The sequence below is a fragment of the Kiloniellales bacterium genome, assembly GCA_030064845.1.
In the GTDB taxonomy this organism is placed as follows: domain Bacteria; phylum Pseudomonadota; class Alphaproteobacteria; order Kiloniellales; family JAKSDN01; genus JASJEC01.
Genome location: JASJEC010000073.1, coordinates 1 through 23,387 on the forward strand (window position 1 = coordinate 1; position 23,387 = coordinate 23,387).

General features: G+C 69.3%; 16 protein-coding genes and 1 tRNA gene. 2 read left to right on the forward strand and 15 right to left on the reverse strand.

Annotated elements, in window-relative coordinates:
• On the reverse strand, positions 1-1,030 hold a 1,030-nt coding region (locus tag QNJ67_19340; GenBank protein ID MDJ0611139.1), incomplete at its 3' end, for a hypothetical protein.
• Entirely contained in the window at positions 1,027-5,541 is a 4,515-nt protein-coding gene (locus QNJ67_19345; protein MDJ0611140.1) for a right-handed parallel beta-helix repeat-containing protein, read from the reverse strand. The genes QNJ67_19345 and QNJ67_19340, both read right to left, overlap by 4 nt.
• A gap of 285 nt (positions 5,542-5,826) precedes the next feature.
• Here QNJ67_19345 and QNJ67_19350 point away from each other — a divergent pair, with 285 nt between their 5' ends.
• Positions 5,827-7,530, forward strand: coding sequence for a hypothetical protein (locus QNJ67_19350; GenBank protein ID MDJ0611141.1), 1,704 nt, complete (start codon positions 5,827-5,829; stop codon positions 7,528-7,530).
• 53 nt (positions 7,531-7,583) lie between these two features.
• Here the strand turns inward: QNJ67_19350 and QNJ67_19355 are convergent.
• From QNJ67_19355 to QNJ67_19385, 7 genes are all read right to left on the reverse strand, one after another.
• A tRNA-Ile gene (locus QNJ67_19355) sits at positions 7,584-7,659 on the reverse strand.
• Between the two features lie 56 nt (positions 7,660-7,715).
• Positions 7,716-8,621: an MBL fold metallo-hydrolase gene (locus QNJ67_19360; protein ID MDJ0611142.1), complete on the reverse strand. Its 906-nt coding sequence runs from the start codon at positions 8,619-8,621 to the stop codon at positions 7,716-7,718.
• A gap of 174 nt (positions 8,622-8,795) precedes the next feature.
• On the reverse strand, positions 8,796-10,040 hold the full coding sequence (locus tag QNJ67_19365) for an integrase arm-type DNA-binding domain-containing protein (protein MDJ0611143.1): 1,245 nt from the start codon (positions 10,038-10,040) through the stop codon (positions 8,796-8,798).
• A 390-nt stretch (positions 10,041-10,430) separates the two neighbouring features.
• Complete coding sequence (gene rpoD / locus QNJ67_19370; protein MDJ0611144.1) at positions 10,431-12,464, reverse strand: RNA polymerase sigma factor RpoD; 2,034 nt, start codon at positions 12,462-12,464, stop codon at positions 10,431-10,433.
• A 78-nt stretch (positions 12,465-12,542) separates the two neighbouring features.
• On the reverse strand, positions 12,543-14,417 hold the full coding sequence (dnaG, locus tag QNJ67_19375; protein MDJ0611145.1) for a DNA primase: 1,875 nt from the start codon (positions 14,415-14,417) through the stop codon (positions 12,543-12,545).
• A gap of 85 nt (positions 14,418-14,502) precedes the next feature.
• Positions 14,503-15,387 carry a DUF1932 domain-containing protein gene (locus QNJ67_19380; GenBank protein MDJ0611146.1) on the reverse strand — a complete coding sequence of 295 codons (885 nt, stop codon included), beginning with the start codon at positions 15,385-15,387 and terminating at the stop codon, positions 14,503-14,505.
• Positions 15,388-15,480: 93 nt separating this feature from the next.
• Positions 15,481-15,936, reverse strand: a complete 456-nt coding sequence (locus tag QNJ67_19385) for a GatB/YqeY domain-containing protein (GenBank protein MDJ0611147.1) — start codon at positions 15,934-15,936, stop codon at positions 15,481-15,483.
• Between the two features lie 286 nt (positions 15,937-16,222).
• Here QNJ67_19385 and carA point away from each other — a divergent pair, with 286 nt between their 5' ends.
• Positions 16,223-17,416: a glutamine-hydrolyzing carbamoyl-phosphate synthase small subunit gene (carA, locus tag QNJ67_19390; GenBank protein MDJ0611148.1), complete on the forward strand. Its 1,194-nt coding sequence runs from the start codon at positions 16,223-16,225 to the stop codon at positions 17,414-17,416.
• A gap of 11 nt (positions 17,417-17,427) precedes the next feature.
• On the opposite strand, the gene QNJ67_19395 is transcribed toward carA, so the two are convergent.
• From QNJ67_19395 to QNJ67_19420, 6 genes are all read right to left on the reverse strand, one after another.
• A complete protein-coding gene (locus tag QNJ67_19395) occupies positions 17,428-17,958 on the reverse strand; it encodes a 2'-5' RNA ligase family protein (GenBank protein ID MDJ0611149.1) in 531 nt (176 codons plus the stop codon).
• Positions 17,959-18,098: 140 nt separating this feature from the next.
• Positions 18,099-18,848, reverse strand: a complete 750-nt coding sequence (locus QNJ67_19400; GenBank protein MDJ0611150.1) for a 2OG-Fe(II) oxygenase — start codon at positions 18,846-18,848, stop codon at positions 18,099-18,101.
• A 77-nt stretch (positions 18,849-18,925) separates the two neighbouring features.
• Positions 18,926-19,420, reverse strand: a complete 495-nt coding sequence (locus QNJ67_19405) for a DM13 domain-containing protein (GenBank protein ID MDJ0611151.1) — start codon at positions 19,418-19,420, stop codon at positions 18,926-18,928.
• A gap of 215 nt (positions 19,421-19,635) precedes the next feature.
• Positions 19,636-19,923 carry a hypothetical protein gene (locus QNJ67_19410; protein MDJ0611152.1) on the reverse strand — a complete coding sequence of 96 codons (288 nt, stop codon included), beginning with the start codon at positions 19,921-19,923 and terminating at the stop codon, positions 19,636-19,638.
• A gap of 71 nt (positions 19,924-19,994) precedes the next feature.
• Complete coding sequence (locus QNJ67_19415) at positions 19,995-20,618, reverse strand: class GN sortase (GenBank protein ID MDJ0611153.1); 624 nt, start codon at positions 20,616-20,618, stop codon at positions 19,995-19,997.
• A 2-nt stretch (positions 20,619-20,620) separates the two neighbouring features.
• The gene (locus tag QNJ67_19420) at positions 20,621-22,960 is read right to left on the reverse strand and encodes a marine proteobacterial sortase target protein (protein MDJ0611154.1); all 2,340 of its coding nucleotides are present in this window, start codon (positions 22,958-22,960) and stop codon (positions 20,621-20,623) included.
• Positions 22,961-23,387: the final 427 nt, after the last annotated feature.

The following is a 23,387-nucleotide window of genomic DNA, read 5'->3' on the forward strand; positions in this document are numbered from 1 at the left end:
GGTAGCGTACCGGCACCCGCACCGGCCCGACGAGCTTTAGCTTTATCAGACCGGCGAAGGGGCTGCGCAGACGCAGGGTCACCTTCTTCTCGATCTTGAGGCGGCGGCTCTGTTCCGGGTTCAGGGTCTTGGCGAAGGCGCGGAGGCGGGCCATCACGAGGGCCATGTCGGCGACCACCTGGCGCCGTGATCTGGCACTCAGGTTCTCCGGCAGAACGAGCAGCGGTCGCCCGGTGTCCAGAGTCAGGTCGAAAGTCCGCTCGCCGTCGGTCGATGTCAGAACCGACCTGATATCGATGTCCAGGTATGCCGTCGCTCTGCCCGGATCCTCGCTGGCCGCACCGCCGCTGGCGCCGGCGCCGTCCATCCTGACGGCGACGCACTGCACCCCGTGGGTCAGGCTGATCGTATCGCAGTCGGTCGAGCGCTGGTCGCGAACCGCACCGGGCGCTGCTTCTTCGCCGTGGGTGAGCGAGGCCCGCACCGTGTCCTGGCTCTCACCGCCGGTTTCGTTCGAGCCGGCCCCGGCGTCGCCGCCCGCGGGGCGGTCGCCGGTCGCCCGCGTGGGGCCGTCCTCATCGGGGTCACCGCTGCCGCCGTTCGCACGATCCTTCGTGCCGCCGCCCGCACTGTCCTTGCCGCCGCCGGGGCCGCCCGTCATGCCGCTGCCGCTCCCGGCCGGTCGGCGCTCGACCACCAGCATGTCGGGCCCGGCGTCGGGACCCGGCGTCGCGGCGCCACCGGAGCCTCCGCCGCCGCCGAGACCGCCGATGATTCCGCCGGACGAGCGCGTCTTGATGGTCCCGCTCGAACGCGGCTCGGGCTTTTCCGCTTCCCGGTCCTTGTCGCGGCGCTTGCGCCGCACCGGCGCGTCTTCATCGCCGTCGTCATGCATGTCGGCGTAGGCCGGCCCGACCGGCGGCGCGTAGACCGGCACCAGGGCGAGGGGCGCGGTCAGGGCGGCCGCAAGGCAGAGACGCAGCCAGAAGGACCGGCGCGGCGCGGTGTGTCTATGCGGCCCGGTTGTCATCGCGCCTCGCGCATCCGGCCGAGTTCCGCAGCGGCGAAGCGGTACTCCAGCCTGTTGAGCGGGCAGATCGCCAAGGCCGACTCCAGCCTCTCGATCGCGGACTCCCGGTTCCCGGAAAGCAGATAGCCGTATCCGCCGTAGACGTGGGCCTGGCATTGCTCCGCCGGCTTCTTGGCGACCGCGAAGACCTCCTCGAGCGTTGCCGATTGCAGAACGTAGCGGTACAGCAGCCCCTCGGTCATCTCCTCCCGGCCGGCCAGCGTCCTCTCGACCAGCGCCCTGGCGGCGGCGATCTCCGCCTCGTCGCCGACGAGCGATGCGGCGACAAAGCGGAGCAGCACGGTGCGCCGGCGCTGGTACTTCACCGGCGCATCGCGGTAGATGGCGAGCGCCGAGCGGGTTTCGCCGGCCAGGAACAGGTTGGTCGCCTGCCACCAACGCCACCGCTCACCCTCGGCTTCCAGCCGTGCCAGCTCGGCGAAGGCTTCGCCCGCGGGCGCATAGTCTCCGCTCAGGTAGAGGCTGTTGGCCAGCTCGAACCAGAGATCGGCATCCTCGGGCACCGCCGCCACCGCGGCCTGCAGCACGGAGACAGCCTCGGCATGAAGGCCGCGCTCGCGGTACATCTCGCTGAGCTTGAACCAGAGATCGACGTTGCCGGCTTGACCCGACAGGACCGCTTCATAGCGCCTGCGCGCCTCGCCCAGCCGGCCCGCCGCGCGCAAGGCATCGGCCCAGGCGGTTTCGAGGTCCGGATTGCCCGGCTCCGCGGCGGCGGCGGACCGGGTCCGGGCAACCTCTTGGAGCGCGCCATTGAGGGCGCGACCATAGTCGCTGGCGTAGAGGCCTACGGTCAGCGGCCATTCCGTTTCGAAGATCTGCAGGACCACATCGAGCTCGAGGTTGCGCAGGTCACCGGGGGCGATCTCGGCCTGGTAGACGAACCCGCCATCGCCATCCTCGCCGCTGGCGACCAGTGGCGTTACCCGGCCCTCGCGCCGCGCGGAGACCGACTTGATCAGGGTCTTTCCCCGAGTCGCCAAGTATTGCTGGAAGCTGCGTTTGGGCGGCGAGATCATCGTGGCCAGCGACGACTGCGTGTGCGAGGCGAGGTCGAAGGACAGCGAGACGCGCAGCTTGTCGTCGATGATTTCCGGCCGCACGGCGACCACCGCCGCCAGGGCGCCCGGCGGATCGTCCGGGTTCGTGACCAGCACCGCGCGGCGCTCGGCGCCGTTCGGCAAGCGGTCCAGGTTGTCGATCCCGACGTTCTTGGCGACCGCGTGATAGGCGAGGAACAGTTCCCTCTTCTCGCTTGCCGTCGGATGGTGCCTGGTCACGGCGTCGGCCAGCGCGGGATGCGCCATCAGGTCGAGACGGCTGTTGTTCCAGTACCACGGGTTCTTGATCGTCTCCTCGCGGGCCCACGGTCTGGGGATCCATTTCTGGAACCGCAAGAAAACGTCATTCTTCTCGTAGGCCACGGCGGCCGTGGAGCCGCTGGCGATGCATTGGCTGGCGTAGAGGCTGTACAAGGTGCGGCCCGACTTCGCGTCGCTGCCGGGGCCGCGTCCGGAGAGGTTGAACTGGACGAAGAGATCGATGAAAGCGTCTTCGAGCGCGTTGTAGGCCCCGAAGCGGTCTCGCCGCGGCAGGTCGCGCAGCAAGGGACACAGCGCCGCCAGGTCCTCGGCGAACTGGGTGGTCATATACTCGACGACCCCCGGATCGAAGCTCAGCATCGAGCCCCGCAGATAGTCGATCACCGGCTTCGGGTCGCGCACCACCAACGTCAACATCGGCGCCGCGTCCGTCGCCAGGGTCAGTCCTGAGACCCGGCGGTGGTCATCTTCATTGCCGTGGGCCAGCAGGTAGGCGGCCGCCGGTATCATGGCGCCATGAGCAAAGGTCCGATCGGCGTTCCAGGGCGCCGCAACGACACCGCGCATGGCGACGAGCACTTCCTGGCTCGCGACTCCGAGAAGCGCACGCGCCGCGCGGGCGGCGAGGCTATCGTTCCCGGGGTTCCGCAAAGCCTCCAACAGCACGGGGATCCCGGTGTCGATGCCGAAGTACCGGAGATGGATCGCACTCCAAGTCGCCACGACGGGGCTGCCCCGGGTGAGCGATTCGATCAGGGCGCCACGATCAAGGATACCCAGGCGGTTCTCGATATGGGCGGCGACGGCCAAGCGCTTGTCGGCGTGCAGGTCGGCGGCCAGGACGCCCTCCACGAGATCGCGGGCGTCGCTCTCGGCGCCCAAGGCGGCGAGGATCCTGGCGGGCAAAATGAAATCCGAACGCAGCTTCTCGACCGCGTTCGCTGCCTTGCTGAAAGCCGCTTTCTCCTCTTCGTTGCGTTCGTCATAGGGCTTGGCGCTCGCCGTCGCGTACTCGCCGGTCAAGGTCACGAAGCGCGGCTGCATGCCGGCCAGGGCCTGGCGAGCGAGCTCCAGGGCACGTCGGCGCGCCGGCGCGTCCGTGCCGGGCCGCGAGACGGCAATGTAGTCGAAGGGAAAGGCGTCGCGGTAGCCGCCCAGCGCGCGGGCCATGTCTTGCGCCTGTTTCAGCGCGAGAGGCCTGGGCGTCGTCGGGTCGCCGTGCCGCAGGGGGCCGAAGGTCAGCACCTGGTGATCGGCGATTTGGCTCTCCAGCACCTTGGTCTCGCCCGGGCCGACCGTCGCTTCTGTCGTCTGCTCAGGGTCGAGATAGGGGAGCACGGTGTAGCGACCCGGCCTTACGATCGCCGTTTGGCGCGTCGGGTCGCTGGCGAAGACCTCCTCGCCGCCTTCGTAGATGCCGAAGGCCGCCGCGAAAGGTTCGCCGACCCGGTCGAAGGAACGCAGTTCGATCGCGGCCAAGGCCTTCGCCTCGGCGCGGACCTGGTCAGCGAGCACAAATAGCGCCGCAACCGCCGCTTCCACAGGCGCGAGGTCGTCTGCCGCGCCGTTGACGGCACTCAGCACTTCTTCCCGGGCCTCGACCAGTTGCCGCGCCCTCTGCTCGCCGTCGTAAACGAACCGCAGTCTGGCGGTAGACGCCTCCCGCCGTAGCGGGCGCTCGGCGACGGTCTCGCCGATCAGGATGTCGGCCCCGAGGTGCGTAGCGTCGCCCGCGCTGGCGTGTACGAAGAGCGCGCCCTTGGCGCCGGCGAGGAGGTTTCCCTCGAGCGCCGCGGTGGCGCCGCTCTGCATCGCCATGCCGTAGCCGCCGGCGGACAGCAGCAGGTTGCCGGTGACCTCGCTCGCCGGGCTCGCGTCCAGCAACACGGCGCTGCCGCCGGAGCCGAGGACGCGGTTGCCGGACAGGCGGATTCCGGGACCACCACCTTCCCGCGCCGCGCTCAACGACATCCCCGGGCCACGGATCTTGATAAGCCTGTTCCCGGAGATCTCGGCCATGGCCGCCAAGGACTCCGCCTGCACGACAATGCCCGCACCGGCTTCGACGACCAGGTTGTTTCGGATTTCCAGCCGACCGGAAGTCTGGATCGTGAATGCCGGCGCGTCGCCCTGCAGCCCACGGCCCTCATTGCCCTCGATCGTGACGGCGGTCCGGCCTTCTCCGGTGAAGACCGCACCCCCCACGTTGCGAAATTCCGATTCCTCAACCGCCAGGCGCTCGCCCTGCTGCATGTGGATTGCCGTCGCCGGCAGCGCGGTGAACTCGGAACGAGAAACGGCGATGCGCGCCCCGCCGGCGCCGAGCACCCCGATGTCGGCGAGGTTCTCGAAACGAGTCCCGGAGATCTCCGCGGCACCGCCGGCAACGACGACACCGCGGCCCTGGCCGTCCGCGATGTGGCTGTCGGCGACGGTCACCGAGGAGCCTTCCGAGACCCGAATGACCTGACCGCCGACCTTCTCGAAGCGCGTTCCCGTCGCGGTGCCCCGGCTCTCCCCGACGAGCAGGATGCCGCCCTTTGCCGCGCCCGAGATCAGGCTGTCGCGGACCGTCACCGTCGACCGGTTGGTCGCCGCGAGGCCAACGTCCTGGAGGCCACGCAGTTCGCAGCGCACCAGTGCGACGCGCCCGCCGTCGACGTAGAAGGCGGGGTTGGCCGAACCCTTGACCTGACAATCGGCGAAGCTTACCTCCGCCTTGGCGACATAGGCCGCCAATCCGTCTCCGGCCCGGGGCTCGAAGGTGACGTGGCTAACCTCGAGCCTGCCGCCGTCGACCGCCTGGACGATCATCTGAGCATCGGCGCCGGTCAACACCGTCCCGCCGCCCGGATCGCCCTTGATCACGAGGCTCTTGCCTTGGGCCAGGATGACACCGGGGTAGGCGCCGGCCCCCAGCGTGATCGTCGCGCCGTCGGCGGCCTGCGAGGTCACGCGCGTCAGATCGGAGCCGGGCGGGAGAGAGCTCTGCGCGAGCCTCAGCGTCGCCGTCGCTTCCGGCGCGGGCGGCTTCTGCGTCACAGCCTCGCCCGCCGCTTCCGCTGTCGGCGAGGCCGCCGGCGTCAGCAACGCCAGAATGGCGAGGCACCCTATGGGGAAAAGCCGCATCACTCGCCCCCGTTGCTTGCTCGCGCATGGACATTCTTTATGGGGCGAACCCTCCGCCTCTGCGAAGTGCGGTCTTGGACCGCGCCTGCTGCTGTCGCCCCTTGCGTGTCTCTAGCGTCGACAGCCACGATATCCACTTTGCGGGTGGGCGGCAACGAGGTCACTGGGGCCCCATTTGACTATCACTTCGCCCCGCTGCACTATTTCAGCCATCTTTTGATGCATAGGGTCCGGCCCGGCGGGCCGGAGCCAGGGTGTCCGTCAAGGCTTTTACGAGAGCACCCTATGACGTTTGAAGCATTCTCGCTGTCCGGCGACCGGCCGGCCCGCGCCGCCAAGAGGCTCACCTCGATCGGCCGCTCCTGCGGACGGCTGGCGGTCATCGCCGCCCTCCTGTTCGGCGGCGCCGTTGCCTGCTCCGGCGTGGATCTCTGGGATGGTTCGGGATCGCAGTCGAGCGGCGACCAGCCGATCGAGAAGGCCAAGCCCTTGTCGGCGTCGGAGCTGGCCGAGATCGCCGACCTCCTGAAGCAGGCCGAACGCCTGGCGGCGGCCGGGCGGGTCATGGAGCCGGCCGGCGATTCGGCTTTGGACAAGTACCGGGCGGTTCTCGCGATCGATCCGGTCAATCCGGTCGCGCGCTCGGAGGTCGCGGCGCTCGCCGCGGGTTACCGCGAAGAGTCCATCGCCGCCAGCGAAGCGGGCCGCTACCAGGACGCCCTCGCCTACGCGCGGCAGGCAGAAGCGATCGAACCGGAGAACTCCGACAACCTGGACCTGATCGCGATCGCCCACGCCGGCCTCGGCCAGTGGGAGGAGGCGATCGCCGCCAATCGGCGGTCGATCGAACTGGGGTCGCAGACCGGCGCGGAGAAGCGGCTGGCCGGCAACTACTTCTCGCTCGAACGTTATGGACTGGCCGCCGCCATTCTGGAGAAGGTGGTGCAGGCCCAGCCCGACGATATACAGGCGTACCGGCTGCTTGGTTTGTCACGTCAGCGAATGGGCCAGCTGCCGCGAGCCGAGCAGGCCTTCTTCCGCGCCTACGAGTTGGCCGGAGAGGAGGAGAAGCCGGATCATGCCCTGGACCTCGGACGGGTCTATCTGGCCATGGGCAACTACTCACTGGCGGCGACCTTCCTCGAGGAGGCGGCCGACACGCACTTCGGGGACCGGCAGGTCTACGAGGACCTGGCGATCGTCCATCGCAAGCTCGGCAACGACGGCCGATGGCTCGAGGTCATCTCGATGCGTGCCATGCTCAAGGTCATGGGCGACGACGTGTCGTTCCGGCCGGTCGCGGCGGTCCGCGCAGACGGCATTCGCGAGCTGGTCCAGCAGCATTTTGCCTCTGCCGTGCTGTCCTACCTGCTCGAAGCGGGGGAACGGGGCGATGCCGAATCGGCCTATCTAATGGCGCGGGTCTATCACCGGGGCTACGGCGAAGTGGCCAAGGATCTCAATCAGGCGCGATTCTGGTACATGGAGTCCGGCCGCCGGGGCCATGCCGGCGGTCAGACGGGCGTCGGCCACATGTACTACAACGGCCTCGGCGGGTTGCCGCGGGATCCGGCCCGCGCCGCCGAGTGGTTCAAGCGCGCCGCGGACCAGAACCAGCCGGGCGCCATGGCGCGGCTCGGTTTGATGTATGAGCGCGGCACCGGCGTGCCGAGAAACACCAAGACGGCGTCATACTACCTCGTCCTGGCGGCCGATGCCGGCGATCCGATGGCCCGCCAGCGGCTCACCGAGCTGGGCGTGTGGCCCCTTCAATCGGGCGTGTCGAAAGCCTCGGTGCCGACCATCACCGGCGGGATCGGCGAGCTGCCACCGCTCACCGTTATGACCGGAAACGGTCCCATCGTTGTGACCGACCGTGCGACCGGCGCTGCCGAAAAGGACAGGACCGCCGGCGCAGAGGGCGGCAGGCCCGCCGGGAAGAAGAGAAACTGCAGCGGTCTCATGGCGCTCGAATGCGCCTTCGAGTGAGCCGGCGCACCCGAAGATGTGCTTGGTCGCCGGACCGGCGGCAGTTGACCGCGTGGTGGGCCCGGCAGGATTCGAACCTGCGACAACGCCGTTATGAGCGGCGGGTTCTAACCGCTGAACTACGGGCCCGGGGCTGAGATATCAGATCCGGCCCCGGGGGGCAAAGGGGCGGCGGTCTCCGGAACTCAGCCTCGCCGTCCCAGGCTCAGCACAGCCCCGTCGGCCATCCGCACCTGGCGCTTCGCCGCGTCGATGGTCATGAGGTCCTCGCCCAGAATCACCGGGCCGGGGAAGTCGGCCGCGACCTCCTCGAGCAGGGCCCGGCGGTCGCAGCTCGGCGGCACGAAGTGGGTCAGGACGAGACAGCCGGCCTCGGCCTCGGCGGCGATCTTGCCGACCTCGCCGGAGAGCGTGTGGTAGCCGGCGACCTGGGCGACGGTCTCGGCGCTGCGGACTCCGGGGATGACTGGCAGCTCGCGATGGACGAAGACCTCGTGGACCAGCACCTCGGCGCCGCGCGCCGCTTCGATCAGGGCCGGCGAGCGGCGAGTATCGCCGCTCAGCGCGATGCGCGGGCCGGCGCCCGGCCCGTCCGGCCCCGCGCCCTGGAACAGGAAGCCGAAGGCGTGGCGGACCGGCGCGTGGTCAACCGCCACCACGTCGACCCGGAGATCCCTCAGCGCTAGATGGTCGCCGTCCGCGATCTCCCGCACCTCGACCTCGAGCGCCAGGGTCGAGGGCCGCCGCTCGTGGGCGATGCGCTGCTCCAGCTCCGGCCGCCAGAGCGCCATCAGGCCGTCGACGTAAGAGCGTGTGCCCGGCGGGCCGTAGATCACCTGGGGGCGGTCGCGGCCCTGATGCCAGCTCGACACGACCAGCTGGAACAGGTCGACGATGTGATCCGAATGGAGATGGGTCAGGAGAATTTCGTCGATCCGCGGCCCGGAGGAGCCGGCGGCGAGCAGGCGCTGGGTCACGCCCGAGCCGCAGTCGATCAGGATCGTCGTGTCGCCGTGGCGGACGATCTGGGCCGGACCGAAACGGTCCACGTGGGGTACGGGACAGCCGGTCCCGAGCAGCGTCACCTCCATGGTGCAAGTCTAGAACGGAACGAGCCGGCCTGCGAAGCGCCATAAGAGCACGTGATTGAAAATGACGTGCTTTTATTCCGAATAATGCAGATAAATACCAATGAAAATAGTTGTTTATCGGCCAATTTGGTGAGGAAGAAATCTGCCGGGTACCGGTGCATGTTCCAACCGATTTCAGGTCGGATGGACGTCCTGGCCGGCACTGTGACCCGGCCTGATGGCCCCCGGCGCGATCCCGCCGACGGCCAAAGCGGGCTCGACGATGCGCCGTACGCGTTCGCCCCAGGCTTCCAACGCGGCCCGCTTCTCCTCGGCCAGGCGCGCCTGGCGATAGATGCCGCGCAGGCCGGCGCCGGCGAAGCCGCGCACGTTGAGGATCTGGTCCAGCACTTCCGCCGACGCCCCCTCGCCCGCCATGCCGACCGCCGCCGTGCGACGCAGATCCTGGAGCCGCCAGTCCTCGACACCCGACAAACGGCGAGCCCGTTCGGCGGCCTTGGAATAGCCGCTTACGTGCCGCCCCGGCTGGTCGCGCGACGGGAAGACGAAGAGGCTGTCCGAACGCGGCATCGAGGTCAGGATCTCGATCGCGAAGGTCGAGAGCGGCAGCTCGTGGGGCCGCGCCGCGTTCTTGCCGAGAGGCGGCGGGCGCCAGACCTGGTCGGCCAGCGCGATATCGGAGAGCCGCAGGGCGGCGAGGTCGCTGCGCTTCTGCCCGGTCAGCAGCAGCAGCTTGAACAGCGGGCCGAAGGGCAGGCCCATGCGCGTCCAGGCCGGCCAGAGCGCGGCGACCTCGTCGTCGTCCAGCACCCGCTCGCGATTCTCCTCGCGGGCCGGCGGCCGGATGCCGGCGACCGGCGTGGCCGGCAGCAGGTCGACCTCGACGCCCCAGGCGAACATCTTGCGGATCAGCGCGAGGCGGCGGTTCGCCGCGTAGGGATGGCCGCGCGCCATGACCTGCTCGAGCAGCGCGATCACGTCGCGCCGGGCGATGCCCGCCGCCGGCCGCCGGCCCCAGGCCGGCAGCAGGTCGCGCTCGATCATGCCGGCCTCGGCGGTCCACGAGCGCTTCTTGCGCTTGGCGTAGCGTTCTAGGTAGGCCCGGGCGAAGGCCTCGAAGCTGAGCGGACCGCCGGACACCTCGGCGCGCTGCGCCGCCGGATCGCGCCCCTTGCCCAGGTCGCGCAGGGCCGCGATGGCGGCGTCCCGCGCGTGGTCGAGCGAAAGGGCGGGATAAGCGCCCAGGGCCATGCGCCGTTTGCGGCCCTCGAAGCGGTACATCAGCTGCCAGGTCTTGCTGCCGCCCTCGTTGACCCTCAGGCCGAAGCCGGACAGCGCCTCGTCCCAGAGCTCCAGCCGCCCACGCCCCAAGGGCTTGGCCTCGGCCACGACGGCATCGGTCAAGAGAATCCTAGCCACGGTCCCGCGTCCCCCAAAGACTTCCCCGCGAATCGCCCTCGTTCGCAGACTACCACATAAGAATCATCGTCCAGGCGTTTTAGCCAGAAAAGACTGTGCCCTTGCTGTGTCACCGCGACACGGCATGGTGGCCGACGCAGTGCGCTTCTTTCTTGCAGAGTCTCGGGCCATTAAAGCGCCCGAGCGTCGAGTCGGCGGAGTCTTTATTGAGTCACATTCCCTCAGGAACGAGCGCCTTAAACGGAGGGCCGGCGCATGCTCGCGGCGATCTCTTTGGGGGTCACGCGGTCGGGCGGGAGAGCCGCGTTCACCTCGCCGACCGTGACCCAGCCCCGCTCCCGGCCGCGCTTCAGCAGCGCGTCCAACTCGGGACCGGAGAAAGCGGCCGGGTCAGGTGTCCAGGAAGGACCGCAGTTTCCGCGAGCGGCTCGGGTGCTTGAGCTTGCGGAGCGCCTTGGCCTCGATCTGGCGGATACGTTCGCGGGTGACCGAGAACTGCTGGCCGACCTCTTCCAGGGTATGGTCCGTGTTCATGCCGATGCCGAAGCGCATCCTGAGCACGCGCTCCTCGCGCGGAGTCAGGCTGGCCAGCACCCGGGTCGTGGTCTCGCGCAGGTTCGACTGGATCGCCGCGTCGAGCGGCAGGACGGCGTTCTTGTCCTCGATGAAGTCGCCCAGGTGGCTGTCCTCCTCGTCGCCGATCGGCGTCTCGAGGGAGATCGGCTCCTTAGCGATCTTCAAGACCTTGCGCACCTTCTCGAGCGGCATGACCAGGCGCTCGGCGAGCTCTTCCGGCGCCGGCTCGCGGCCGATCTCGTGCAGCATCTGGCGGCTGGTGCGCACCAGCTTGTTGATCGTCTCGATCATGTGCACCGGGATGCGGATGGTGCGTGCCTGGTCGGCGATCGAGCGGGTGATCGCCTGGCGGATCCACCAGGTGGCGTAGGTCGAGAACTTGTAGCCGCGGCGGTACTCGAACTTGTCGACCGCCTTCATCAGGCCGATGTTGCCCTCCTGGATCAGGTCGAGGAACTGGAGGCCGCGGTTGGTGTACTTCTTGGCGATCGAGATCACCAGGCGCAGGTTGGCCTCGACCATCTCGGTCTTGGCCTTCGAGGCCTCGCGCTCGCCGGACTTCACCGTGTTGACGATGCGCCGGAACTCGCTGATCGGCAGGCTGACCTCGTCGGCGACGTTGTTGATGTCCTTGCGGATATCCTTGATTTCGTCGCCGTAGCGCTCGGCGAACTTGCTCCAGCCCTTGCCCGTCAGGCGCTTGACCCGGCTGGTCCAGCGCGGGTCGAGCTCGCGGCCGTAGTAGTGCTTGAGGAACTCGTCGCGCGCCACGCCGCTCTTCTCGGCCAAGCGCAGCAGCTTGCCCTCGAGCCCGACCAGGCGGCGGCTGAGGCCGTAGAGCTGATCGACCAGCTGCTCGATGCGCGAGTTGTTGAAGCGGACCTCCTTCATCTGCTCGACCAGCTCGGCCTGCAGCTTCTGGTAGCGCTTCTCGACCTGGGGCGGCACCTGCTCGCCCTTCTGGAGATGCGCGAGGCGCTTCTCCTGAGCCTTGGTCAGCTTGCCGTGGGTCTTGGCGATCTGGTCCAGCATCTCGAGCGCCAGAGGCATCAGCGCCTCTTCCATGGCCGCGAGCGACATGCTGGTTTCGTCGTCCTCGTCGGCCTCGCCGTCGCCGCCCTCGGCGCCCTCACCGCCCTCGCCGCCTTCCTTGTCCTCGCCGTCGGCCTTGGCCGCGCCCTCGTCCGAGTCGTCGCCTTCCGACTCCGCCGACTTGGCCGCCTCCGCCTCTGCTTCCTCGTCGGCCTCGCCGCTCTCCTCCTTGGCGATGTCCTCGTCGTTGGGACCGCCACCGTAGGTCGCATCAAGGTCGATGATATCGCGCAAAAGGATCTGGTTCTCGATCAGGGCCTGGCGCCAGGACATGAGCGCCATCAAGGTCAGCGGGCTCTCGCAGATGCCGCCGATCATCTTCTCGCGCCCCGCCTCGATCCGTTTGGCGATGGCGATCTCGCCCTCGCGGGACAGCAGCTCGACCGAGCCCATCTCCCGCAGGTACATGCGCACCGGGTCGTCGGTGCGGCCGATGTCCTCGTCGTCCAGGTTGCCGGTGGGACGGGCGTTGGATTCCTCTTCGTCGTCGTTCCCGGAAGCGTCTTCCTGCTCCTCGTTCTCGACCACCGAGATGCCCATCTCGTTGAGCCGAGCCATCTCGTCTTCGATCTGCTCAGAGGAGTACTGGTCCGGCGGCAGGGCCTGGTTGAGCTCGTCGACCGAGATGTAGCCGCGCTCCTTGGCCTTCTGCAGCAGCTTCTTCACCGCCACGCTGGCGCCGTCCATCAGGGGGCCGTCGCCGGACTCCTCGCGATTCTCGGAGATCGCTGCGTTTTCCTTCACTTTTGTCGCCATATTGCCTCGCGCCCTCGACACCAGAATAAACGCGGCACGCCGCTTCCTTGCGCCGGCCGCCTCCCGATCCAGCTCTCGTCACGACTCCGCGGCATCCCCTGACGCCAGGAAGTCCATGGCGGTCTTATCGTTTTCTCCCCCCTCCGCCGAACGCTGCCGCGCCTGCAGCCAGGCCAGCGTTTCTTCATCCGGCCTTTCGGCGAAGCGTCGCGTCGCCGCCAAAGTCTCGTTGCGCGCCGCCCAGCGGCGGTGATCCGCCAGGACTTTCGTCCATTTGGGCCGAACCTCCGAGAAGGGCGTGTCCGGCCGTGCGAAGCCGCCGTGAATGTAAACGCGCTTACTTAACAGACTTTTTAGCAGATCCGAGAAGCCGTGCTGGGAGAGGTGGCACTTCAGACTATCACTGTCAAGGTCCGGCGCCGCCGCCATCTGGTCCAAAATCGCCGTGACTAAAAGGCTTAGGTCCTCGGCGGCGAAGTCGACGGCGGCGAGCCCCTCGGCGCCGTCGAGCAGCAGCTGTGGATGGTTAACCGCGGCCGCCACCAGCACCTCCTCGTGCCGACGGCGGAGCACCTCGGGCGGCTGTCTGAGGCCTGCGCCGGCGGGAGAACTCCCGGGCCGCTGCCGCGCTGCCCCCGACCGGGCGTTCGGCCCGGAGGCCCGCCGGCGCCAGCCGGTGACCGGGTTGTAGCCGAGCTGCTGTTCGAAACGCTCGATCATGGCTTGGCGGTAGGCGGCCTGGACCTCCTTGTCGCCGATCGTCACCAGGGTCTCCGACAGCGCCCGCCACAAGCCGGCCCGGCGCTCGGGGGTCGATAGGTCCCGGCCCTCGCAGGCCTGGAACCAGAGCAGGTCCTGGAGGTCGAGGGCGGAATCGAGGACTCGCCGGAGCGCCGCCGCGCCGGCGCCGGCGATCAGGCTGTCGGGATCCTCGCCGGCGGGCAGTAGGGCGAAGCGTAGCGACCGGCCGGGCGCCAGGCCCGGCAGCGCGGTTTCCGCGGCCCGCCCGGCGGCCCGGCGCCCGGCAGCATCGCCGTCGAGACAGAGCAGCGGCTCGGGAGCCAGGCGCCAGAGCTCGGCGACCTGCTCGGCCGTGACCGCCGTCCCGAGGGGCGCGACGGCGGCGGGAAAACCCGCCTGGGCCAGCGCGATCACGTCCATGTAGCCCTCGGTGACCACGACCTCGCCGGTGTCATGCGCCGCCTGGCGGGCCCGCGCGAGGTTGTAGAGCACCCGGCCCTTGTGAAAGACCGACGTCTCCGGAGAGTTCAGGTACTTGGCCTTGGACTCGCCGAGCGCCCGGCCGCCGAAGGCGATCACCCGGCCCCGACGGTTGGTGATCGGGAAGATCAGCCGGTTGAAGAAGTAGTCCCGGGGCGCCCCTCCGTCCTCGACCGCCTTGATCAGGCCCGCCTCGACCAGCTGGGAGTCGTCGACGCCCTTGGCGTTGAGGGCGAGCCGCAGGGCCCCGCGGCGGTCGGGCGCGAAGCCGAGGCGAAAGGCCGCCGCCGTCTCCGGCCGGACGCCGCGCCGCTCGAGATAGGCCCGCGCCTCTGCGCCGCCCGACCCGGCCAGCTCGGATTGGAACCACTGGGCGGCGGCCTCCAGGACCTCGAGCAGACCCGCGCGGCGGTGGGCCGCCTCCTGCTGCTCCGGGGTCCGCTCCGGCATCGCCAGGCCGGTCTCGGCGGCCAGCTTCTCGACCGCCTCGGGAAAGGAGAGGCCCTCGACCTTCATGACCCAGCCGATCGCGTCGCCGTGGGCGCCACAGCCAAAGCAGTGGAAGAAGCCCTTGGCCTCGCTGACCGTGAAAGAAGGGGTCTTCTCGTTGTGGAACGGGCACAGCCCCTCGTGCTCACGCCCCCGCTTCTTCAGCTTGACCCGCCGCGAAATCAAATCCGCGAGGGCGACCCGATTGCGGATCTCGTAGAGAAACTCGGACGGAAAGGACATGGGCGAACCGGCGACGGAAGGAACTAGGGCAGTCTAGCAAGAAGAAACACGCCGGGACAGCGGCGGAGCCGACTCGACGGCTCCGCTAGCCATCGCCGACCTCGGCGCAGGCTTCAACCGTCCCGCGCAGGCCTCTGGTGGGGTCGACCGTGTCGCGCCGCTCGGAAGCGAATGGCGAGCGCGCAAGCAGGCGGTAGAGCTCGGCCGCGCCCTCGTGGAAGCCGGCGGTCAGGGCGCAGGACTCCATGGTCTTGGCGATCTCCAGCATCTCGCCGACGTAGCGCGCCGAGACCGCCGGCAGGGCCGGTGTCATGGCCTCCATCCGCCGGTAGAAGGCGCCCTGGCTATACTGCAGTTCGTCGTGGAGCGCGTCGGCGACGCCGAGCCGCTCGGCGGCGATCAGCATGGCGGCGTGCAGCGCGCTGGTCCCCTTGGTGATCCCGGCATAGGCCATCTTGACCGCCGAAGCCCGGCCGATCTCAGGCCCGCAGGGCTTGACCGCGATACCCTTGCCGTCCAGGACCCCCATCAGGTCGGCGCGGGGGCCGCTGACGAAAAAGCGTGTCGGCGGCCCCCCGACGCTCGGCGGACCGCCGATGATGCCGCCGTCGATGAAGGCGGCGCCGGCGCCCGCGATAAGCTGACCGATCCGCACCGTCGTCTCCGGCGCCACCGCGTTGCAGTCGGCGAAGGGCGGCGTCCGTCCCGACTCGCGCATCGCCGCCGCCACGGCTTCGCCGAGCGCGAGAGCGCTCTCGGGCGGAAGAATCGAGAGCACGATATCGGCCGCGCCGACCACCTCGGCCAGCGGTCCGCCGTCTCGGAAGCCGGCCGCGACCGCCCGTTCCCGGGTGGCGCCGCCCCGTCCCTCCAGCGTGGTGATCACCGAAAGGCCGGCCCGGCTCAGCGCCCGCCCGACAGCGGCGCCCATCTCGCCAGGGCTCAAGATGGCAATGGTTTCGATCGTCACGGCACCCCTCCCTCGTTCGCAGGGGAACAGAGGTAGCCGATCAAACCGTCAGAGCACCAGCCCTCGCGGGCCGGAAGGTTGGCGGAGCGGACCTCAGGCCAGGCGCTGCTTGGCGATCCGGCTTGCCTTGGCGAAGTCCATGCGGCCGGCGTAGCGCTGCTTCAAGGCGCCGATCACCTTGCCCATGTCCTTGATGCTGTTGGCCGACAGCTCCTCGATCGTGTTGTCGACCGCGCTGACCACTTCGGCCTCGTCGAGCTCCTTGGGCAGGAAGCGCTTGATCACCTCGATCTCGCTGGTCTCCCGCTCGACCAGGTCCGGCCGGTCGCCGTTGCGATAGGCCTCGATGGAGTCGCGCCTCTGGCGAATCATCTTCTGCAGCAGCTCGAGGATTTCTTCCTCCGCGACCCCATCGCAATTGCCCTTGGCGCGCGCGTCCAGGTCGCGGTCCTTGAGCGCGGCCAAGATCAAGCGCAGGGTCGAAACGGCGATCTTTTCGTTCGCTTTGAGTGCTTGCTTCAATTCTTCGTTTAGGCGGGCACGCAGCATGGCTGGGCCTCCTTGCTTTTGAACGCGCGGGAGACTAGCGGATCGACCGGCAAATGGCAAACCCTGGATTTTCAATTAACTTATTGATTTAATTAGGTTAAGCTCTCGACCGCCGGTCTCGCCGCGGGGCCGGGCCGGCGGCAGTTGACCGGACCGGAAGGCGCCGGGAGAGCCGCCGCCGCGAGCCTCTCGCCAAGGCGGCTCGGGACTGGTAAAAGGCGCCGCCGCGGGGCCAAGCCATCGCCCCGCCCCGCGAGACCGCCGGAGCCGTGCGAAAGGAAGCCCGATGAACGACCAGAGCCCGCCCGCGCGGCCGGCCGACGCGAAACCCCGGCCGAAGCTCGGCACCGGCGCCTTGGTGCTGGACGACGGCACGGTCTTCGAGGGTTTCGGCATCGGTGCGACCGGCCAGGCGGTCGGCGAGGTCTGCTTCAACACCTCGATGACCGGCTACCAGGAGATCCTGACCGATCCGTCCTACGCCGGACAGATCATCACCTTCACCTTTCCCCATATCGGCAATGTCGGCGCCAACCGAGAGGACATGGAGACGACCACGCCCTTCGCGCGCGGTCTGGTGCTTCGGTTGGACATCACCGAGCCGTCGAACTGGCGCGCCGTCGAGCCTCTCGATGCCTGGCTCAAGACCCACGGGCTGGTCGGCCTCGGCGGCATAGACACGCGGGCCTTGACCCGCCGGATGAGGGACGGCGGGGCGCCCCGGGGCTGCATCGGTCACGATCCCGAGGGCGCGCTGAACCTGGACTCGATGGGCAAGGCCGCGCGCGCGTGGGCCGGTCTCGAGGGCATGGACCTGGCGAAAGAGGTCTCCTGTACCCAGAGCTATGTCTGGCAGGAAACCGCCTGGTCCCCGAACGGGGGCTACGGCAGGCTAGAGAACCCGCGCCACCACGTGGTGGCGATCGACTTCGGGGCGAAGCACAACATCCTGCGGTGCCTGGCCTCGCTCGGCTGCAAGGTAACGGTGGTGCCGGCAGATTGTCCGGCCGAGCGGATCCTCGAGATGGCGCCGGACGGCGTCTTCCTGTCCAACGGTCCCGGCGACCCGGCGGCGACCGGCCGCTACGCCGTCGCCACCGTCCGGGCGCTGATCGAGCGCGGACTGCCGGTCTTCGGTATCTGCCTGGGACATCAGATCCTGGCCCTGGCGCTGGGCGCGCGCACCGAGAAGATGCACCTCGGGCACCGGGGGGCCAACCACCCGGTCAAGGACCTGGCGACGGGTAAGGTCGAAATCACCAGCCAGAACCACGGCTTCGTCGTCGTCGAGGACTCCCTGCCGGACGGTACCGAAGCGACTCACCGCTCCCTGTTCGACGGCAGCAACGAGGGCCTCCGCCTCAAGGATCGCCCGGTGTTCTCGGTGCAGTACCACCCGGAAGCCTCGCCCGGCCCGCAGGACAGCCACTATCTCTTCGAGCGTTTCGTGACCGCGATCGAGCGCCACAAGGCGGGCTGAACAGCGGTGGGCTAAACAGGATCGTCCGCGGCGGTCAGCTCGAAGCGCCAGAGAACCTCGACCGGGTCGAAGCGGACCAGGTCGATGCGGTCGAACCAGCCCAGGAAAGGCTTCCACCGCGGCACGAGCATGGTCAAGGCGCGCATCAGTGCGTCGTGATCGAGGTCCGTGGCCAGGGTGCAGTGGGGCACCCACTTGCCGACCCGATAGTGCGGGTGCGTTTCCACGCCCAGCGAATCGTGCAGCCCGGCGTGAAAGCCGAGCAGACGCAGGTCCGGGTCGGGCATGGCCCAGAGGATGTTGTTCTCGCCGGGAAACACACCCAGGCCGGAGAAGCCCGCCGCCATCATGGGCTTGCCGGCAACGAAACGCTCCAGCCGCTGCTTGGCGTCGGCCACGTCGAGGGTATCGTAGAGCCCGAGGGTGATATGCGGCCGGTAGGCCGATCCGTTGTGGAGCCCATCGGCCGTCAGGCTGCGCCAGAGCTCGGTGATGCGGTCCGCCGACGCGGGATCGAGACAGAGCGAAATGGCGAGCGGCATGAATCACCTTCGTCGTGAAAGCCACGGTCGGAAAATGCCGAGCAGTCTAGCAGGGAATTGTTAACCTCCTAATCCAGGAGCAGTGTTACGCCAGCATCCGGATCGGCTCCGACATGCCGCGGTCGCCTTGGGGGCGGCGCTCACTGCGCGTCGTGGAAAATGACGCCCAGCGTGGTTCTCTGCCCCTCGGTCACGCGGCTCACGCCGTGGCGCAACTGCGCGCGGGAGAAACCCCGGGCGCTAGCCACCGGGCGCAGCTGTCCGGCGAAGATCACGGCGTCGCCCTGCTGCAGGGGCACGACCTCGGCTCGGGACTGGCGGCGCGCCCGCTGCTCGACCAGCAGGAATTCGCCGCCTGAGAAGTCGATGCCCGGCGCACTGAGCAGGACCGCCGCCTGGAACGGAAAGGCGAGCGCGCCGTAGCGATCCTGGTGCAGGCAGTTGTGGCCTTCCGGCTCGTAGCGGAGCAGCAGGGGCGTCGCGCGCGTCTGGCCGGCCGCGTGGCAGTCGGCGAGATAATCGGCGAGCTCCGCGGGATAGCTGAGGTTGAGGCGGAGCCGCTCGGACCAGGTGTTGGCCAGAGCCGCCAGCCGACGATAGATCCCCTGGCGCAGCCCCTGGACGAGCGGCGGCAGCGGGTAGTCGAAGTAGCGATAGACACCCTCGCCGTAGGCGTGACGCGCCATCACCACCGTGCTGCGAAATCCCTCGTCGCACGCGAAGAGCCCGCCCAACCCGCGGCATTCGTCCGGCGTCAGGAGCCGTTCCAGAACCGTGTAGCCGCGCTCGTCCAAGTCCTCTTCGGCCGCGCCCCAGGAGCGCCGGGCGAGGCGCTGCTCGACGCCGGCCGGCGCGTCGGACCGGACTTGTGAACCCTGCGATGGTGCCATGGGAGCCCTCCGTCGGGCCCATGGTCTCGGGGCACGCTCGGCAGGTCCACCCGAATCTTGCGCCGGATCTTGCGACGTCAGCCGGATTGCTGAAACACCAGCCGGGCGGGCGAGATCAGCACCCCGAACTGCTCGCACCAGATGACCACCGAGGCGTAGCCGCCGGGATCGACCGACTCGGGGATCTTGAACACCTGGCTGCCCTTGAAAGCCCGCAGGCGGCCGAGATCCACGAAGGCGGTGGCTTCGACGTCGGTGTCCGGCGTCACGTCGTCCACGGGCACGAGATAGACGTGGTATTTGGGGCCGGGCCCGACCTCGAAGTCCTGGTCGAGAAACACCGCGTCCTCGTAGAGGGTCACCTTGCCGCTGCCGTAGTGCACCGGGTCGTTCGGGTCGGCGTGTATGAAGGCGCCAGTCGCCAGCACCGTCCTGGCGTCGGGATCGTCGAGCCGTTCAGCCGCCACGATGTCGGCCAGGAAGATATAGGGGTAGACGAAGATCCCAACCGCGAAGCCGACGAAACCGCCCAGCACGCAGCCGACTAAGAGGCTTACGACGATCCGACCCATGGTCCCTCTCCCCTGTGGCGGACGACGCAGAGCACAAAGCCTACACCGAAAGCGTGAAAGCTCAACGCCGGATTCGTGTCGCCACGAGGCCCTCGGCAGCGCGCCGGCGACCGGAGGCGATCGCGGCAATGAGCAAGCAACCCTCTGACTTATATTGAGTTTCTGACCACCGTGAGGATCGGGAATGCCGCGATCCCGCGTCGCGGCGACCCGTCCTACTTGCCCCTGAACTCGCGGAGCGCGCGTCCGCGGAAGCGATCAGACTGCAGCCTCGTCTTCTTGCGATCATCCCGCAAGACGGGCGTGGTGTAGACCACCGTGCTCTTGGTGTGTCCGCTGGTCTGGTCGTAGACCTCCTCGACCACGCGGGTCTCGCGCGGCCGCACACCTTCTTCGATGCGCCGGGCCTCCATCAGAGCCGTGTCCCGGTCGGGATGTATGGCCTCGATCTGCCACTGCCCGTGCTCGAATACCTGGACTTCGTATGCGATCAGAACCGACATCGCGATGACTTCTCAACCGGCGGAGTGAAACCTGCAGACAAGGGCCTGGTTCAGAGATCTTAGGACAGAGGTTAGAAATCTTCGGTTAACGCCCTTTGATTCCGGCTAGGAAGGGCCCGGGCGAAGACCAGGTAGCGCAGCGGCCCGCCGAAATCGACCGAATCAAAGGGATAGCAGGTGATCAAGGTGAGCGCGGGCGGCCCCACGATGGGCGCAAGACGGGCGCTGCGGGAGTCGACCACCTGACTGCCCTCGACCCGGTAGCGCAGCCGGCGGCCGTCGGGACGCTCGACCTCGAGGAGGTCTCCGGACCGGAGGTGCCGGAGGAAGCCGAAGTGGGTGTCCCGGTGTCCGGCGACCACGGCGTGGCCGGCCTGGCCCGGCGGCGCGCTGGCGTCGAGATGGCCCGGGCCGAAGGCCAGGGTCCGGCCGCTCGCTCCGGCGAGCACGACCTGGTCGACGCCCCGGGCCGGCGCCCGGAGGCGGGCCACCGGGTAGGTGTCGGCCCAGGGCCAGGGCGGGAAGACACCGCCGCCGGCGGTCCGGGTACGGTCCCAGGCCCGTTCGACGAGCCCCTCGGCGAGCCGGGCCTTGGCGTGGATCCATCCGGCCTGGCCGAGCAGCAGGAGGCCGGCGGCGAGCGACACCAGGCCGAGAACCGCCGCGGCGCGGCGCAGACGCCGGCGCCCGGCCACCGTCAGGCTCCGTTCCGCCGGGGCCGGCGGGCGGCCAGGAGACAGGCCGCGCCGAAGGCGAACAGGGCCGCCGCCGCGACGAGCAGCGCCGGCGCCGGCGTCGCGCCCTGGGGCAGGGCGACGGCCTGACCCTGGAATGCGGCATCGCGCAGCAGGGTCTGCGGCACCGGCCGCAATCGCATCGTGGCCTCGGGCTCGCCGAAGACCTTGTCGAAGGACATCCCCGCCGGCAGGTTTCGGTCCACGTGCTGGCGCCTCATTGCCATGGCCTCGGGCCGCGCCGGCGGCTCGTCGACCGCCACCAGGCTGGTGTAGCTGGTGACCAGCCGGTGCTCGAGCGCGAGGGGGATGGCCTCGCTTCGAATCGTCTCGCGGTCGACGCCGCGGTAGGCGCCGTCCTGGATTTCGGCGAAACGCTCGCGCGCCCAGATGGCGGCGACGCCCCGGGCCGGGCGCAGCCCCGCCAGGGAGATCGTGCGGCGCCAGAGCACGCCACCGCGGCGTGCCGTAACGACCAGGTCGCCCGAGAGCGACGCCAGCGCCCGCCCCTCGAGGCGCGCCGAGAGACTGATCGGCTGGTCGGCGTAGAGGTCCGGCAGCACCGCCGGATGGAGTGTCAGCCCCCGCTTCATGGCCGCCGGCCATTCCACGGCGACGTCGGTCACCTGCGGCTGCTCGAGCTTGCGGAACAGGCCGCCCATGCGGCCCGCGACCTGGTCGAGGCTGCTGATCGTTACGAAGCTGCCGCGCCCCAGCTCCGCGGCGCGGCGCATGAAGTATCCGTTCGGCGCGGAGCCCAGGCCGACGGTGAAGAGGCGCGCCTCGCCGAGCCGGGCCGCGATGTCGAGAAACAGGTCGTGCTCGTTGCTGACCGAGCCGTCGGTCAGGAAGACCACCTGGCGCAGGTACCCCGGCATGGGGGCCTCGCCGAGGGCCAGGTGCAGCGCCGGGCGCATCATCGTGCCACCGTCGGCGCGGAGCGCGGCGACGTGGCGGCGCGCCTTCGACAGGTTGGCCGCCGAGGCCGGGCGCGAGCCCTGGAACAGGGTCCGGGTGTCGCCGGCGAATGAGAGGATGTTGAAGCGGTCGGCCGGGCCCAGGCTCTCGAGGGCGAGCGCCAGCGCCTGTTTCGCCTGGTCCAAAGCGACTCCGTGCATGGACCCCGAGCGGTCGACCACCAGGATCAGATCGCGCTTCTGCCGGCTCGGCCGCGCCGCGCCGGCGGTCGCCGCGGGCGGCAGCAGGTCCAGCAGCAGATAGGTCGAGCCGTTCTTCTCCTCGGCGAAGAGCGCGGCCTCGGGTTCCGTCCCGACCGCCGGGCGCCACTGCAGCACGAAGTCCCGGTCGGCCGGGACGCCGCCCGCGGCTAAAGCGACGCGGGCCTGCCCCGGCCCCTCCATCGTCGTCTCGACCGCGTGGGACGGGCTCTCCAGGCCGGCAAAGGAGCGCCCGGCGTCGATCGCCACGGTCAGGCCGAGAGGATTGGCGGGGCCCCGGTCCGGATGGCGCACCGGTCCGAAGAGATCGGCACCCATGCCGCCGCCAGCCGGAGCACCGCCAGCCGGGGCGCCGTTAGCTGGGGCACCGGCGCCCGCCGTCTCCCGGCGCAGCGCGATATCGCGGGCCTTCGGCGCCTCAAGCAGCGGCAGCGGCCGGGCGCGCGCCATCGCCAGCGCCGGCGGCGTGAAGCGGGGCGCCACGACCATCGGAAAGCGATAGCTCATGCGGCCGCGCTCGAAAGCGATCCGGTCCCGGTAGCCGATCTCGATCACAACGGTTTCGCCGGGGCCGACGTTGGCGACCGAGGTGACGAAGACGTTGGGGCGGGCCGATGCCAGCAGCCCGGCCCGGCGGCCCTCGCGCGCGGCCTCGAGGTAGACCTGCTTCGCGGCCTCCCGTTCCATGATCCGGCCGACGACCTTCCGGCCGCCGACGGTCATGACCAGCTCGTCGACCGCCGAGCGCTCCGGCAGGGGGAAGACATAGACGCCTTCCAGCCAGGCGCCGGAGGGGTTGTGGAAGGTCTGCCGCACCGTGACCCGGGCGACCAGACCGTGAATCTCGACCGCCACGTCGCTCGCCAAGGTCGGCGCCTCGAGCACCCTGTCGGTCCGCCCGGACTTGAAGAACAGGCCGGCGCGCAGCGCGTCGCGCTCCAGCAGCGGCGCGCCCGGCGGGGCCGCTTCGGCCGCCCGCACCGTGAGCACCAGCCCGATCGCGAGGAGCGCCGCGACGAGGACGCGGGCCGCCACGCCCAGGGCCTCCTGGGCCACTCCGGCCCAGTCCGAGAGCGCCGCGCGCCCCGCTCGATCGAAATCCTGCTGCCTCTGATCCAGAACCATGGCTCGACCCCCTGTTTTTCCGGCTCCATGACGGCGAATGACCGCTTGACCGGCTGCCATAAGGGACCCGGCGCGGGGCGGCCCGAGGACCGACCGGGGGCGATTGCGTGACGCTTTGCGGCGGGAATGGGGCGGCGCCTCCCCGGCCGAGGCGCGGAAGCCCGCCTCGGCGGTTGCCAGCGATCCGCGCCTGGCGCACTATCCGGCCAGGTGGATCGCGCAACGACTCCACCTGATCGGATAGCGCCCCGGCCTACCGTTCCGCCGATCCATGACCGGCCCGCGTGGCCGATGACCCCCGAGAGGACCGCAGCCATGTCGCTGATCGCAGAACGTCTGTCCCGCATCAAGCCGTCGCCGACCATCGCCGTGTCGCAGAAGGCGCGCGAGCTCAAGGCGGCCGGCCAGGACGTGATCGGACTGGGCG

What these genes read in the sequence shown, in the direction of transcription:
- QNJ67_19345 (MDJ0611140.1), bottom strand. Translation starts at nt 5,541, where the DNA reads ATGCGGCTTTTCCCCATAGGGTGCCTCGCCATTCTGGCGTTGCTGACG.
- QNJ67_19350 (MDJ0611141.1), top strand. Translation starts at nt 5,827, where the DNA reads ATGACGTTTGAAGCATTCTCGCTGTCCGGCGACCGGCCGGCCCGCGCC.
- QNJ67_19360 (MDJ0611142.1), bottom strand. Translation starts at nt 8,621, where the DNA reads ATGGAGGTGACGCTGCTCGGGACCGGCTGTCCCGTACCCCACGTGGAC.
- rpoD (MDJ0611144.1), bottom strand. Translation starts at nt 12,464, where the DNA reads ATGGCGACAAAAGTGAAGGAAAACGCAGCGATCTCCGAGAATCGCGAG.
- dnaG (MDJ0611145.1), bottom strand. Translation starts at nt 14,417, where the DNA reads ATGTCCTTTCCGTCCGAGTTTCTCTACGAGATCCGCAATCGGGTCGCC.
- QNJ67_19385 (MDJ0611147.1), bottom strand. Translation starts at nt 15,936, where the DNA reads ATGCTGCGTGCCCGCCTAAACGAAGAATTGAAGCAAGCACTCAAAGCG.
- carA (MDJ0611148.1), top strand. Translation starts at nt 16,223, where the DNA reads ATGAACGACCAGAGCCCGCCCGCGCGGCCGGCCGACGCGAAACCCCGG.
- QNJ67_19395 (MDJ0611149.1), bottom strand. Translation starts at nt 17,958, where the DNA reads ATGCCGCTCGCCATTTCGCTCTGTCTCGATCCCGCGTCGGCGGACCGC.
- QNJ67_19400 (MDJ0611150.1), bottom strand. Translation starts at nt 18,848, where the DNA reads ATGGCACCATCGCAGGGTTCACAAGTCCGGTCCGACGCGCCGGCCGGC.
- QNJ67_19405 (MDJ0611151.1), bottom strand. Translation starts at nt 19,420, where the DNA reads ATGGGTCGGATCGTCGTAAGCCTCTTAGTCGGCTGCGTGCTGGGCGGT.
- QNJ67_19410 (MDJ0611152.1), bottom strand. Translation starts at nt 19,923, where the DNA reads ATGTCGGTTCTGATCGCATACGAAGTCCAGGTATTCGAGCACGGGCAG.
- QNJ67_19420 (MDJ0611154.1), bottom strand. Translation starts at nt 22,960, where the DNA reads ATGGTTCTGGATCAGAGGCAGCAGGATTTCGATCGAGCGGGGCGCGCG.